This is a genomic window from Gluconobacter japonicus (assembly GCF_015244665.1).
GTDB lineage: Bacteria > Pseudomonadota > Alphaproteobacteria > Acetobacterales > Acetobacteraceae > Gluconobacter > Gluconobacter japonicus.
The window spans coordinates 137,400-151,942 of sequence record NZ_JABCQN010000005.1 but is presented as its reverse complement, the minus strand read 5'-3'; the positions used below and the strand labels follow the sequence as shown (position 1 = coordinate 151,942).

Genomic DNA, 14,543 nt, shown 5'->3' with positions numbered 1-14,543 from the left:
GAGACAACTTTAATAAAAAAAGGCCGGTTATCGTCCCCCGACGAACTAACCGGCCATATCAGACAGACCTGGAGAGCGATCAGGCTGCCTGAACTGTACTAACCTTCGGTGCTGACGCACGTGCTGCTACAGCGCTTGCCGCATGTGGTGTCAATGTACGCTGAACCGCATTGTGCCAACCGTCGATCATGATGCGGCGCTGTGCCGGGTCCATCTTCGGAGAGAACAGACGCTCCTGCGCCCAGGTCGCAGCGACTTCATCAAGATCTTTCCACAACCCCACATGTAGTCCCGCCAGGAAAGCCGCACCAATCGCCGTGGTTTCAACATTGACCGGGCGCTCGACATCAGCCTTGAGCATGCTGGCCAGGAACTGAGCAAACCAGTCATTGGCAGCCATACCGCCGTCGATCCGCAGCGTCTTGGCCCGCATGGCCCCATCCTGACGCATGGCATGAACAAGGTCATATGTCTGGTAAGCCACGGATTCTAGCATCGCACGGGCAATATGAGCCTGCGTTGAGCCCAGAGTCAGGCCGCAGATCATGCCTCGCGCTTCCGGGTCCCAGTGAGGCGCCCCAAGGCCGACGAAGGCGGGAACCATGTACACGCCGTGACTGTCAGGAATACGCGTTGCCATGTCATCGGTCTGGGAGGCATGGGTGATGAGTTGCAGACCATCGCGCAGCCATTTGATGCCGGCGCCAGCCACGAAAATGGAGCCTTCAAGGGCATAAGTCGTCTTATCGCCAATCCGATAACCAATCGTCGTCAGAAGACGGTTGTTGGACTGGATCGGCTTTTCTCCGGTGTTGAGCAGCATGAAGCAGCCCGTTCCGTAGGTTGCCTTGGCCATACCCTCATCAAAACAGGCCTGTCCAATCAGTGCTGCATGCTGGTCGCCAGCCATACCGCCGATGACAACGGATTCACCGAACAGCTCCGGATCGGTCCGACCGAATTCACAACTGTTATCCTGCACATCCGGGAGAAGCGCACGCGGCACGTTAAACAGGCTCAGCAGTTCATCGTCCCACTGAAGGGTATGAATATTGAACAAGGACGTACGACAGGCATTTGTGATGTCAGTTGCATGCTTCTTGCCACCCGTCAGGCGCCACAGAAGGAAGCTGTCGATTGTACCAGCAGCCAGTTCACCAGCTTCGGCACGCTGACGTGCTCCCGGAACATGATCCAGCGTCCAGGCAATCTTACTGGCAGAAAAATACGGGTCCAGCAGAAGACCGGTCTTCTCCCGCACCAGTTCTTCGGCCCCCTGGTCCCGCAGGCGGTTACATTCACTGGCCGTGCGGCGATCCTGCCAGACAAGCGCGTTATGAATGGGCTTGCCCGTCTTGCGGTCCCAGATCACCACCGTCTCGCGTTGGTTCGTAATCCCAATCGCTGCAATCCGGCCAACGCCGCCTGCTGTGGAAATGGCTTCACGCGCCGTTTCAAGAACATCTTCCCAGATATCCTCTACATCGTGTTCCACCCAGCCCAGTTCAGGGTAGTGCTGAGGAAACTCGCTGCGGGAGATCGACAGAGCCTTGGCATTGCGATCAAAAACAATGCTGCGGGTTGAGGTTGTGCCCTGATCGATTGCCAGGATGCAGTCTTTCTGTGTCATAGTACTTACTCCGGAAACGGACAGATCAGGAGACCTTGTCGATGACGGGGTCTGTGGAAGCAGGCGCGGAAGGGTTCGAGACAACAAGAACAGGTTCGGACGTGTTTAGCGCTTCAGATACGGACGCAGTTGTTACGAGAGACACCCGTGGCATGAAGGGACGCAGACCGTACTGATAAATCGCAGCACCGATCGGACCACCCACCATAGGCGCAGCAATCGGAACCCACCAGTAATTGGACGGAGCCGGAATAGCGGCTTGCCCCCAACCTGCGAAGAAGCAGAACAGACGCGGGCCAAAGTCACGAGCCGGGTTGATGGCCCATGCCTCCAGATAACCGGCAGAAGCACCGATAATAGCGACCAGAAGACCAATAATCAGCGCACCGGAATTCGCCTGTGGAGCCTGCGTATTATATTGACATGTTACGGCAAAGATACCGAATACAAGAATACCTGTCAGAACGGCTTCATCCCAGAATGCATGCGATACACTGATGAAGTCACCTGGATGGGTGAAGAACACACCAGCAGAGCCACCATCAAGCGCACGTGTCAGGCCATGAGCAGCATTGTAGTGATCAATGACGGGTACATACATTGAATACACCAGCGCTGCGCCAGCCAGTCCACCCAGCACCTGCGCGCCGATATAGGGCACGACCTTCTTCCAGGAGAACCCCCGGAAGAGCGCGAGTGACAACGTCACGGCCGGATTGGCGTGTGTTCCGCTGACCGCACCGGTCGCGTAGATCGCAACCGTGACAGCCAGCCCCCAGACGATACAAACGCCCCAGTATGCCGTCTTGTACGGGCTGGGATCGTAGAGCGAATACATGGCAGCAACGCCATCTCCGAAGAGGATGATGATGGCGACGGCAAAGAACTCAGCGAGGAGTTCACCAAGGTAGCGTTTATTCTCTGACATGACCGGATATCCGACATGAAAAGTGAAGAGAAGAAGATCAGGCGACGTCCTGCCGCCATGTCTGGGATGCTTCGGAACCTGTCGGACGATCCGTCCCGGCACGTTCTTCCATATAAGTCTGAAGGGCCGCTTTCTCAGCATCGGTCATGAACAGACCAAGCTTGGATCGACGCCACAGAATGTCCTCAGCCGAGCGCGCCCATTCGTTGTCGATCAGATAATCGACTTCACGAGCACTCAGCGTCGCACCGAACCACTGCCCCATCTCGGTTTCGGCAGCTGTTGCGATATCGAACGCCCGCAGACCGTAGTTACGCACCAGACGCCATGCCGTTTTCGGTGTCAGGTGAGGTGCGTAAGCCTGAAGCTTCGCGACCTGACGATCAAACTCCGCAGAAGCGAAATCACCACCCGGAAGCGGAGTGTCTGCTGTCCAGGACGGACCACCCAGTACGGGAAGATACGTTACCAGCTTTTCAAGCGCATGCTCTGCCAGCTTACGGAACGTTGTGATCTTTCCACCAAAGACGGACAGGATGGGTGCACCAGATGCGTCGACATCCAGCACATAGTCGCGGGTCACGGCAGACGCATTGCCGGAATTGTCGTCATACAAAGGACGAACGCCAGCATAGGTCCAGACCACATCATCCGGGCTAACGGATTTCTGAAAATAGCGGTTCACGCTCTCGCAGAGATACTGGATCTCGTCCTTCGAAATCTCGACCTTGCCCGGATCCTGCTCCCAAGGAACATCCGTCGTGCCGATCAGCGTAAAGTCCTGCTCATACGGGATTGCAAACACGATGCGCTTGTCTGGATTCTGAAGGATGTAAGCCTGCTTGCTTTCGAACAGGCGCGGCACAACGATGTGGCTGCCTTTGACCAAGCGCACCTTGTTCTTGCTGACAACGCCAACGCGATCCTGAAGCAGCTCCGCAACCCATGGGCCAGCAGCATTGATGATTGTCTTCGCCTGAACTGTCCGCGTCTCGCCGCTTACACGATCAAGAAGAGTAGCTGTCCAGAGTTGCGATCCACGTTCTGCGTTGATCAACTGCGTGCGTGTATTGATCGAAGCACCAAGACGCGCTGCGTCCATCGCATTCAGTACAACCAGACGGCTATCCTGCACCCAGCCATCGGAATACTCGAAGCCACGGACATAGTCGCTCTTGAGCGGACGACCTGTCACATCAGTCCGCAGATCGACCGCGCGTGTCTTGGGAAGCGTCATGGTCGTGCAGAGATGATCGTACAGGAACAGGCCCGTACGCAGCAGCCATGCTGGCCGCAACATTTTGGAGTGCGGCAGAACAAAGCGCATGGGCCAGATGATGTGCGGTGCGATCTTCAGTAATCGCTCACGCTCAATCAGAGCCTCACGAACAAGTCGGAACTCATAATATTCCAGGTACCGAAGCCCACCATGGATCAGCTTCGTGCTGGCAGAAGAGGTATGACTCGCCAGATCGTCCTGCTCCACGAGCAGAACACTAGCGCCACGGCCTGCGGCATCACGCGCGATGCCGCAGCCGTTGATGCCTCCACCGACGACAAGCACGTCATAAGGCGCGCTCTCACGGTTCAAAGGCGAAACTTCACGAATCGATGACATAACACTCTCCTGTCACCACGCTCCAAAACGAGCATCTGATGTTCGTTTTCGCGCATATTGAACGATAAAGTAAAGACCCTTATTCGTTTTATAACAGATTAGTGTTCTTTTTTTCGCGCTCTACTGTGATGTTTGGGCGATATGAAGTGTGACGTTCGCCGCATCCAGAAGAGCTTTAAATTCACCAGAAACCGGGCGATCCGTAATCAGATCATCAATATCCGCAAGGCCGCCCACACGCCCCATGGGCAGGCGACTGAACTTCGTATGGTCCGCCAGCAGCAGAACGCGCTGGGAATTTCGAAGAATCGTGCGGGCGCACTGGATTTCAGACAGGTCGAAATCCAGGAGTGTTCCGTCTTCCGCAATGCCGCTGATTCCAATCACGCCATATTCGGTTCGGAAAGAATCCAGCGTTTCGATGGCCGCAGCCCCAAGGATTGCTCCATCCTTCGGGCGCAGCTCTCCTGCGCAGATCACAGTCCGGAAATCGGGCCGCCCTGAGATCAAAGAGGCGACATGCAAGTTATTGGTCACGACCCTGAGGTCACGATGCCCCCCAAGCGAGCGGGCGAAAGCCTCCGTTGTTGTGCCAATATTGATAAAGAGAGACGAGCGATCCGGGATAAGGGTAGCCGCACATCGCCCAATGGCGTCCTTGGCTTTGAGATTCAGGATCTGCCGCTCGTTATAGGCAATATTCTCAATTGTGGAGTTCGGCGTGGCGCCCCCATGATGTCGGGTCAGAAGTCCCTGTTCGGCCAGAAAGCCAATATCGCGCCGAATAGTCTGAACAGCGACATCAAACTGCTGCGCCAGATCTTCATTGGAGACATACCCCTGGCTCCGGACGAGGCGAATAATCTGATCCTGGCGAGGATTGATCCGAACGGGAAGAGTGCTCATACGAACTGACCTGACATGATTTTCAGTTCAGTGTGACAACCCGAACAAAAACGCGCAATCACGAACTTTCCTTTCTGCCCTGCCCCCTTACCCTTCAATGTTCTGGAGCACCAGAAACCCCTCGAACACCGGCGGCCCGACAGTCAAAACCTTACCCTGCCCTGCACCAGCATGAGCTGCACGAAACTGTTCTGACTGCGTCCAGCTGATAAAGGCTTCGTAAGACTCCCACACAGTATGAGACGCATAAAGGATATGATCTTCCCGCTTTGGCCCTTGCAGAAACTGGAAGCTGATGAACCCTGGCACCGTCCTGAGCAGAACCTCACGTTCCAGCCAGCGAGCACGAAAAGCCTCTTCCCTATCAGGGCGGACTTTGAAACGGTTCATTGCGATATACATGATCTCTTCCTGTGATGGTGGCCTGCTTCAAAGGGGAGAAATGAAATTGTGAACATCTTCAGAAAAACCCGAGTGTCTCACAACCTGATCCGGCCTGAACTGTCCTGAGAGGTTTTCGACCCACAAGATCGATCTCGGTCAATGTGCCATCTTCCTCGTTCGCGACAATCACTGTCGTTCCGTCTGGTCGAAAGGCTGCATCCATCGGTTTTTGACCCACAGCGACAGGATACTGGTCCCATTGGGGCAGGCTGATCAACGTGACGACAGGTTCGAAATCACCCACAACAAGGAGCCACTGCCCGTCAGGGCTAAGGCGCACGATCTGAGCTGGCTTGCGATGATGCTTGAGCGGTATCTCCTGTCGCAACTCCCCTGCCTCCACATCCATCAGGAACAAGGAAGGTCGAAGAGCATTTGTCACGACAACAAATTTCTCATTCGGCAAATGTTCAATTCCTGCAACCGGCGCAGGAAGACTGATCATTCGGTAGGCTTCATCCTCTCCGATGCGAATTACAGAAAGCGTCGCATCTTCTTCATTTTCGGTCAGGATCAACTGACGCCGGGGAAGAATAGTCAATCTATGGCACTTGTTAGAGTGCGTAGAGAGAACACTCCTTACACTTCTGGTTTCCGGATCAATAACCGCCACCGCAGAACTGTTCTCGCAGCAGACATATAATAACCCGTCTGGCCCAAAACGCAGAGTATGAGGAGCCTGCAACGGCGTCAGATCAATATCAGCAATGCGCGCCCTGCTCTCAAGATCAATGACCGAAACAAAATGATTGGGATTAGGATTATGACCGTGCACACCGTCCCCGAAAGCAGGGATAAATGCCAGTCCACGCTTATGATCAATTGCCAGTTCATGAGGAAGAACTGGCATATCGCCAATATAAGAAAGCGTTTCCAGCGTATCGGGATCAAGGAAAAGAACCTGAGCAGCTTTCTTATCGACAGCAATAAGCCCGTCACTGCGGCGGATACTTGTCATGGTCGCTATCCTCAAGCTCGTTTTTCAAAAACCTTCTTCTTGAAAAACGAGCCATGGAAGCAGCAGTTTTCAGCTTTACGCAGGCGAGAAATCACGAAAAAGCCAAGAGAATTACGCCATTGCCAATTCTGGTAATGCAGTACCGCGCATATCCGCCACACGAAGGTTAATCCCAGCCCTGACCATACGATCAGCCACATCATCAGACAGCCCGGAGTCAGTTATTACGGTATCAAAATCTGACAGATTGGCGAGATGGTTCAGTGCACTGATGCCGAATTTACGACTATCGACCATCAAGACACGCCGATCAGCCATATTCATCAATGCACTCTTGGCTTTAATCAGGTCTTCATCCTGATGATACGCTGAAAGTCCATGAATGGCGGAAGTCGACATAAAGAGCGTGTTAATCCGCAAGGACGTTACACTTCTCTCACACAGCACACCGAGAAATGCATCGAAAGTCGGATTATAATGGCCCCCCAAGGCTATGAGGTTGATATCTTTCGCTCGGCCTATTCTGGTACTGATCCCAAGGCTATTCGTCACAACGGTCAGTTGCCCGATCGCACTCAGCCGTTCAGACAGAAAACGGGACGTGGTGGAATCATCAAGCGCGATCGTATCGCCTTCTTCAATCAAATCCGCAGCGATGGCCGTTATACCAAGCTTTTCCTGAACGGCCTGTCGCGTCCTGTGCATGATACTACTGGCAGCAACGGCATTGGACAGAGTCGTCACACTCTCACCAACCTTACGGATCAGGCCCTGCGCAGCCAGTGCATGCAGGTCGCGGTTCATGGCTGCTCGCGTCATGGTGAAATGGGAGAGCATATCCTGAATGAGGACACAGCCCTGCTCCGTCACATAGTCCAGCACAGCCTGCCTACGTGCGGAAATTCCACGACTTCCGGGAAGACAATCAGGGATCATGCCGGTGCCCTTTCTTCGATGACACGGTCGATCAGTTTTTCAAAATCAGGAACATTCCATCCTGCACGTCCGACAAACACACCATCGACATTTGGCTGTTCGACATAACTGCGTGCGTTATCCTGAGTAACGCTACCCCCATAAAGCAGCGGTACGCGCCCCCCGATTTCCACGCCCGCAATCTCATTCAGAACCTGCCGCAGACTGGTATGAACACGCGCCACACAGTCCGTATCGGCGGCACGCCCCCCTGCCCCAATGGCCCAGACAGGTTCATAGGCAATCAGGATATTCGGAAGATCCTCAACCGCAACATTATGCAGAGCGATCTTGAGTTGCCGCGCCAGCGTCTCATCCGTGACGCCATAATCATATTCATCAAGGCTTTCGCCAATACAAAGAAGCGGCTTCAGACCATGACGCAAAGCAGCAGCCATTTTGCGACTCACCGTCCAATCCGTCTCAGCAAAATGCTGGCGGCGCTCGGAATGACCGACGAGCACGATCTCGGCTCCACATTCCTTGACCATGCCAGGTGAGATTTCCCCGGTCCATGAACCGCTTTCTTCCCAGTGCATGTTCTGTGCACCTACCAGAACATTTGAATCCTTCAGTGTCTCTGCAACCACCTGAAGAGACGTGAAAGGTGTGATGATGAAAGGCTTTACACCCTCTGGAGGGTGATAGCTCTTCAGAGCTTCTGCGGCCGCAAGCGCCTCTGACGGCCCTTTGTTCATTTTCCAGTTCGTGCCGATCCAGACCGTCTTGCGTGCCACCATTCATCTCCACAGAAAAAGAGCGATCACCGATTCTTTATCGCTCAACATAAGATAGCTTTAGCGATAAACTCTAACACTCCAAACAAAGGAATGTGCAAAACGAATGATATTTTCCATTCAACTCTCCGCGCCTGACACTCACGGACAGACACGAAGAGCATGAAATAAAGGCTTCGTCAGAGTCAGGCAGCCTGTTCCAGCAACACGCTTTCCGTCACCAAACTGTCAGTTTCCATCGGACGAAGTGTCGGGATGCCCTTTCTGCTCAGCCCGTCGTGATAAAAATGTGTTGCTTCATTCGGAGAAAGATCCCCGTCAGTCACACGACGCATTGCTTCGATAAGAAGCAGCGGATCATCAGCATCCACGATCTTGCGCCCAAAAAGTGCAGCGCGTGCACCACTGTTTTGCGCCTGATGCACCAACTCCAGGCAATCGCGCGTTGTGCCACTACCGCCTCCCATGATGCCGACAATGACAGCCGGATCATAATGGCACAGCTCGCTCAGCGCCTCTCCGCCATTAAAGGGAACCTTAAGGAAAACAGGTTTTTCTTCTTTTCGTAGTCCGGCGAGGGAGCGAGTAATCATGTCATTGAGGAAAACCCCGTAATCCTTGGATGCAATCCGGCTTTCGTTGGGATTGAACACCTCCAGGAAATACGAGAACCGGTGAACCTGGGCTTCCTCACGAAAGCGCGCAAACTCTTCCAGCGCCAGTGTATCCTGTTCGACGTCTCCGTTGAACGTCATGGAATACAGTCCAAGCCCCGTCTGGGCGCGCTCAAGAGATGCGGAACGAAAAGGGACGGATTTCTGGGAGCGATAATCGCTTCCTCGTCCCCGCCACAGATCAGTCGTATCGTTTGCACGAATGGCCGTCTGCACTTTCGTGCCATTGAACGCGTCCTTTTCCAGAAGGTCTTCCAGAATGGAGGCAGACGTCAACATGATATCCACAATATCCTGACGGATAATGGACTGGATTTCAGACAGATATTCTGGCCGGCTCCGAAAAACAGACTGCCCCGAACGCGGATTGCGACGACGTCCCATGGCGCTGATACCCGCCGCCATATCTGAGTCCTTGGCGTCTGCCAGGATGAAATCGTAGCGCGTGTCCTTACCGGCCACCATGCGTGCAATTTTTTCTTCGTAACGGTTCATGGCTCAAGCCTTCAGAATTTTCTGGGGTTCAGACGAAACAGGAAAATCACCCTGAAGGTTGTGGCGCTCACACCCTTCCTTCCAGGCAGCCTGGGCTTCCCGAGCAATATCCCGCTCGCTCCAGCCCAGCTCTTCTCCAACAACGCGAGCCACCTCCTGCACCACGTCGGGTGTCATTCGGCCACTCAAGGCGATAGGTGTGCGACGATACAAGACATCTGACACCCGCCGCACAAGTTCATTTCTAGCAATAAACGCCAATTCACGACGCGTGTACGACGGGAGTGTCCGCAACGGCGCATCTGCGTCCTCCTGGCAAAAGACCGCAATTTTGCGAGCAAGCGTTCCGTATCGGTCCAGAAGGTCTGCTGCCCTCGGACGAGGAATTCCGCAGGAAATCGCCAGTCTGTCGAGATAAGCCGTATGCTGCTCAACGGAAGGGAAACTGCGACCACCACCAATCGCCAGCTCCTTCGTGGACGTGCTTCTGGGATGACCGAGTAACGCCAGAATGTGATCGGCCACTTCTTCGCTCAAACCACGGAACGTCGTCCACTTCCCCCCCACGAGAGACAGAAGAGGTACCTCCGCAACATTGTCCTCATGGGTAATGTGGTCTCGACTGATGGCACCAGGGTCTGCCGCATTTGTGGCAGGTAATGGCCGCACGCCGCTATAACGGTAGATGACCTGCTCCTTGGCGATATGGAAGCCGGGGAACAGATCCGCCAGCATGCGAAGCATGTAGTCCTGCTCTTCATCGGTGCAGACGGCCTTGTCCGGATCGTCAATCCGCAGATCCGTAGACCCGACAAGCACATGGCCGAAAAACGGATAAGCCAAACAGATCCGTCCATCCGGTGTCCCGAAATAGACCATCCGCCCTTTCAACTCCCGAAGCAGGTCATCATGCTTCAGAAGCAGATGAGACCCCTTGGTGCCGCCGATATACTTTGTGGGCAGGCCAAGAATTGCATTGATCTGATCAATCCACGCTCCACCCGCATTGACGATAACGCGCGCCTTCACGGTCCGTACTTCATCGGTCTGCACATCGCGCAGAACAAGTTGTCCGTCCTGAAAGGAAACAGGCACCGTATATGTCAGGGCTTCACAACTCGGTGCGGTTTCGAGCCCGTCTTGCACACATTCATAGCCAAGCCGTTCCGGCTGGGTGATGGCAGCGTCATAGTATTGAGCCGTCGCGACAACATCCTTGGCCATATGTGGCCATTCACGACGCGTCCGCCCTCCCAGAAACAGGGAGTGTCTCGGCATAACGCGAGCACGCCGCCCCAGAAAATCATAGATCTGAAGTCCGGCTTCCAGCACCAGTGCCCCTCGATCCGTCATCTTACCGCCCAGATTCAGAAAGCGACGGAAAGATGGAACGATTCCCCCAAACCATGTGCGGATTGGCAGGACAGTCGGCAATGGGCGCACCACATGCGGGGCATTTCTAAGCAGAAGGTTCCGCTCAAGGGTGGATTGCGCCACCAGCTTGAACTCTCCTGTCTCCAGATACTTGATGCCACCATGGATGAGGCGAGATGGCGCACATGACGCACCCGTACAGATATCGCTCCGATCAAGAATGAGCGTCTTTACGCCCTGCAGCGCCAACTCACGAAACAGACCTGCTCCGTTAATTCCCGCTCCAATGATGACGACATCAAATTCAGTATTATCCGACACAACGGAAACGGATTTCATAACCTGACCTCCTGCGTCATTTCAGTCGCAACAAGAAAAGTCGATACAGGGGCCTGTTCTGTCTCATCCTGAGAAAGGGACTCTGCTGTTCCTTCGTACAGACCTGACCAGAATGGCTTCATGGCCTGTGTCAGCGCCACATAGCGCTGGTAAATGCCTTCATAAATTCGGACCCGGGCCGGCTCAGGCTGATAAACCGTCATCGGAATATCCTGAGCCACGACCGCGTCTTCGAGACTGTCATACAACCCGACTGCCACACTGGCCGTCAGAGCGGCCCCAAGCGCACCAGCTTCTCGAACACTGGAAATTTCTACTGGGACATTCAGAATGTCTGCGAACATCTGAGCAATGGAAGCCTGACCGCTGCCCCCTCCCGAGACGCCAAGACGACGGACAGCACCCGTCAGTCGAAGAGTTTCAACATGCTCCCGATGATTGAAAATCGTTCCTTCAATCATCGCCTGAAACAGATCTGCCCGATCATGCCAGGATTGCACGCCAAACAAAGACGCGCTCGCCGGAGCTTCGTAAGGGGAGCCGAACAAGAAAGGGTGATAGAGAGGAACTGGCCGCTCTGCCCTGGAGCGACCAAGCCTGGCTTCGACTTCACCTGTCAAAATCTGGGCTGCTTCCTTTTCTTCAGGCAGCAGCATGCGTGCCAGCCATTCGAGATTGCTCGATGATGCTGGCGAAATCGCCATGCAGTTCCACAACCCCTTACGGTAGCCCGCACGACAGGACCAACCCTCTCCGATGACCGGACGGCTCCGGAAGATTTCGTTGATAGAAAACGTGCCTGCCGTGATGGAGAGATCACCCGGCTGCGTATAGCCCAGCCCGACGGCGGCAGCTGTTACATCATGCAGCCCCGCAGAAACAGGCGTTCCTTCCAGAAGCCCCGTCGCCATGGCTGCGTCACGCGTAATCACTCCACCTCGATCACAGGACAACAGCATCCGCGGGAGCGCACCCCGGATCTCCGAAATCTCCAGCACATCAAGAATACTGTCGCTATAATCCTGCGTATACAGATCCGTAAACGACGTACTGGCTTCAGTCAGATCCGTGGCAATCTCACCCGTCAGACAGAGCCTTATCCAGTCTTTGGCAAAGAAAACCGTACCAATTTCAGCATATCGGTCCGGCTGATGACGCTTCATCCAAGCAAGAAGCGTGGTGGCAGAATAAGGATAAGGTCGTTGCCCGGCAATCGGAACAACCTTCTCAAGGCGCCCCTCCCGTTTCCACTCTTCGTGTAGCTCCGTCGCACGGCTGTCGAGCGACATAATTCCACGGCCCAGAGGGCTTCTTGAGCGATCAAGAACAAAAAGCCCATCCCCGTGAGCTGTTACACCCACACCCGCTATCGCTTGCGGCGGAACGCCGGAACTTTCAAGCGCATCTCTGACAGCTTCGACCACGGCACGCCATGCTTCATGCATGTCGCGCTCAACGTGCCTCGGTTCATCCATATGCTGTGGAACACGTCGGCGTCCCAACCCTACGATTTCACCCGTCCTCGAAAAGACAACAGCCTTTGTCGTCGTGGAACCGCAGTCGATCCCGATTGTGAAATCCTGGCGCATCACTGGCCCTCCAGACGCCTTCTTGTTATCGGCCTCTACGAAAAATGCGACTAATAACACAGAAAATGTTATTATCATGTGATATACATGTTAATATACCAGCGTCAATGTGATAAATATCACTTTTGAACTCAGAGAGCTGCGTGTGTGATATTTCCGTGCAAAACCTCACCAAACTGCACATCCGAACATTACAAATCTCGTCAGCGCTGGTATGTAGAAGTCCCTTTGCCGCAAAACGGCCTTACCGAGAGACAAGGATCTTTTTGACAGATGACTGACGGTTCGGGCGTGACAACTGCCTCTCCTGGTGTCCTTCTCAGCAAGCGTCGGGACAACAGTGCCAGACAACAGCAGATCCTTGACGTGCTTCTGGAAACCGGCAGCGCTACGATCGAGACCCTTTCAGAGCGTTTCGGCGTGAGTCGCATGACCATTCACCGGGACGCACACGCTCTTGCGGCTCAGGGTCTGATCGACAAGCTTCATGGTAGTATTGTTCTCAAAAACCGGGTTGTGACGCAGAAAACAGTCAATTTTCGAAAATCCCGCGCACCAGACCTCAAAGAATCTATTATTCATCGTGCGATCTCGATGATCACACCAGAGCAGATTCTGGTTCTGGACGATTCAACAACGGTCGCAGCAATGCTGCCCCTTCTTCCCGCTCTCGCCCCTCTGACAATCATTACCAATGCGGTCGGTGTGATTCAGGCGCTGGCTCCTTATCCGAACCTCAAGATCATTTGTCTGGGGGGAGATTACAATCAGCCACGCAATGCATTTTTCGGCCTCGTATGCGAACAGGCTGCAAAGTCACTGCGCGCTAATACGATGTTTCTTTCAACATCAATCATTCACAATGAAACTGCATTTCAAAATGATCAGGACGTCGTAAAGGTCAAGCAGGCATTGATGCAAATCTCGGATCAAACAGTTCTGCTCGTAGACAGTACAAAATTCCGTAAGGGCGGCCTACATCGATTGGCGTCATTGAACGAGTTCGATCTTGTTCTGACAGACTCTCAAATCAAACCATCACTGCGGAAAAGCCTTATCCAAGATGGAATTAATATAGAAGTTTGCGGATAAATCCCGCTCAGGGAAATTCCCTACACGGAATTTCCCAAAATATTTTTCAGGAAACATACTTCTAAAAATCCACGACCCTGCCTCGTATCGAGCAATACACCTGACAACCAAAAATTGTCACTTAGACGAACTCTTTCTTCCATTCTTTCATAGGAAAGAACTTTTGTGTCGCACCCAGCCCACTACACAAAAAATTTATTTATATAACTATTATATATAGTTTTATTGAACTATTTCTTTCTTCCCTTTTGCACTATCCACCAGTTTTCCTTGGAAAACTCACACACTGATACGGGTAGCGGGTATCTACACGAAATTACTGATTTTCGTTGAAATATGGCCAAATTTTGCACTTAAGTTTCAATTGGTATCATTTACGTCCACAATGAAATTAACGATATATTGACGATTGTTCAGCAAAAAGCGTAACCCTGTATTTCCGCTTCCCTGAGACACTGGAGATGCTGAAATGTCTGGCATAACGTTAAACGATTTCCTAAGTGTCACACGCTGGACACCAGCTGAGCTCGCGGCCCAGATTGACCGCCATCAGGAGGATATCGAATGGTGGCTACGCCATCAGGAACATGTCCCTGAACGTCTGACCGCGTGGATGAGTCACATTGTCGACGCCTTTCGAAACAATCCAGCCCCGAAAGGTTATGCCATGGAGCGTTCAGAGGACTGCATTTTCAATGATGATCCGTCCATCACCGTTGTATGTTCTGTCTGCCGCTTTGCCGCGACATGCAGAGCATCTCGAAAACTCAAAAATTAGCAGCCC

The 14,543-nt window shown here is 53.3% G+C and carries 13 protein-coding genes; 2 read left to right on the top strand and 11 right to left on the bottom strand.

The window, feature by feature from the left end; all coding sequences use genetic code 11:
* Positions 1 to 79: 79 nt before the first annotated feature.
* The 11 genes from glpK to HKD32_RS11340 form a co-directional block, all read right to left on the bottom strand.
* The gene (gene glpK / locus HKD32_RS11390; RefSeq protein ID WP_061929353.1) at positions 80 to 1,630 is read right to left on the bottom strand and encodes a glycerol kinase GlpK; all 1,551 of its coding nucleotides are present in this window, start codon (positions 1,628 to 1,630) and stop codon (positions 80 to 82) included.
* Positions 1,631 to 1,655: 25 nt separating this feature from the next.
* Positions 1,656 to 2,558, bottom strand: a complete 903-nt coding sequence (locus tag HKD32_RS11385) for an MIP/aquaporin family protein (protein ID WP_194258006.1) — start codon at positions 2,556 to 2,558, stop codon at positions 1,656 to 1,658.
* Between the two features lie 37 nt (positions 2,559 to 2,595).
* Entirely contained in the window at positions 2,596 to 4,176 is a 1,581-nt protein-coding gene (gene glpD, locus HKD32_RS11380) for a glycerol-3-phosphate dehydrogenase (RefSeq protein ID WP_061929350.1), read from the bottom strand.
* 120 nt (positions 4,177 to 4,296) lie between these two features.
* Positions 4,297 to 5,082 carry a DeoR/GlpR family DNA-binding transcription regulator gene (locus HKD32_RS11375; RefSeq protein ID WP_061929347.1) on the bottom strand — a complete coding sequence of 262 codons (786 nt, stop codon included), beginning with the start codon at positions 5,080 to 5,082 and terminating at the stop codon, positions 4,297 to 4,299.
* An 87-nt stretch (positions 5,083 to 5,169) separates the two neighbouring features.
* Positions 5,170 to 5,484: an antibiotic biosynthesis monooxygenase family protein gene (locus HKD32_RS11370; protein ID WP_061929344.1), complete on the bottom strand. Its 315-nt coding sequence runs from the start codon at positions 5,482 to 5,484 to the stop codon at positions 5,170 to 5,172.
* A gap of 58 nt (positions 5,485 to 5,542) precedes the next feature.
* A complete protein-coding gene (locus HKD32_RS11365) occupies positions 5,543 to 6,484 on the bottom strand; it encodes a beta-propeller fold lactonase family protein (RefSeq protein WP_061929341.1) in 942 nt (313 codons plus the stop codon).
* A 111-nt stretch (positions 6,485 to 6,595) separates the two neighbouring features.
* Positions 6,596 to 7,420, bottom strand: a complete 825-nt coding sequence (locus tag HKD32_RS11360) for a DeoR/GlpR family DNA-binding transcription regulator (RefSeq protein ID WP_061929339.1) — start codon at positions 7,418 to 7,420, stop codon at positions 6,596 to 6,598.
* Positions 7,417 to 8,199: a triose-phosphate isomerase gene (locus HKD32_RS11355; protein ID WP_061929336.1), complete on the bottom strand. Its 783-nt coding sequence runs from the start codon at positions 8,197 to 8,199 to the stop codon at positions 7,417 to 7,419. The genes HKD32_RS11360 and HKD32_RS11355 overlap by 4 nt, the downstream gene beginning before the upstream one ends.
* Before the next feature lie 182 nt (positions 8,200 to 8,381).
* Positions 8,382 to 9,365, bottom strand: coding sequence for a beta/alpha barrel domain-containing protein (locus HKD32_RS11350; RefSeq protein WP_061929331.1), 984 nt, complete (start codon positions 9,363 to 9,365; stop codon positions 8,382 to 8,384).
* 3 nt (positions 9,366 to 9,368) lie between these two features.
* Entirely contained in the window at positions 9,369 to 11,078 is a 1,710-nt protein-coding gene (locus HKD32_RS11345; protein ID WP_061929328.1) for a glycerol-3-phosphate dehydrogenase/oxidase, read from the bottom strand.
* A complete protein-coding gene (locus HKD32_RS11340) occupies positions 11,075 to 12,667 on the bottom strand; it encodes an FGGY-family carbohydrate kinase (RefSeq protein ID WP_061929325.1) in 1,593 nt (530 codons plus the stop codon). Before HKD32_RS11340 ends, HKD32_RS11345 begins: the two co-directional genes overlap by 4 nt.
* A gap of 273 nt (positions 12,668 to 12,940) precedes the next feature.
* Between HKD32_RS11340 and HKD32_RS11335 the strand changes: the two genes are divergently transcribed.
* Together HKD32_RS11335 and HKD32_RS11330 are read left to right on the top strand one after the other, a co-directional pair.
* The gene (locus HKD32_RS11335; RefSeq protein WP_010502567.1) at positions 12,941 to 13,759 is read left to right on the top strand and encodes a DeoR/GlpR family DNA-binding transcription regulator; all 819 of its coding nucleotides are present in this window, start codon (positions 12,941 to 12,943) and stop codon (positions 13,757 to 13,759) included.
* Between the two features lie 469 nt (positions 13,760 to 14,228).
* Entirely contained in the window at positions 14,229 to 14,537 is a 309-nt protein-coding gene (locus tag HKD32_RS11330) for a hypothetical protein (RefSeq protein ID WP_010502566.1), read from the top strand.
* Positions 14,538 to 14,543: the final 6 nt, after the last annotated feature.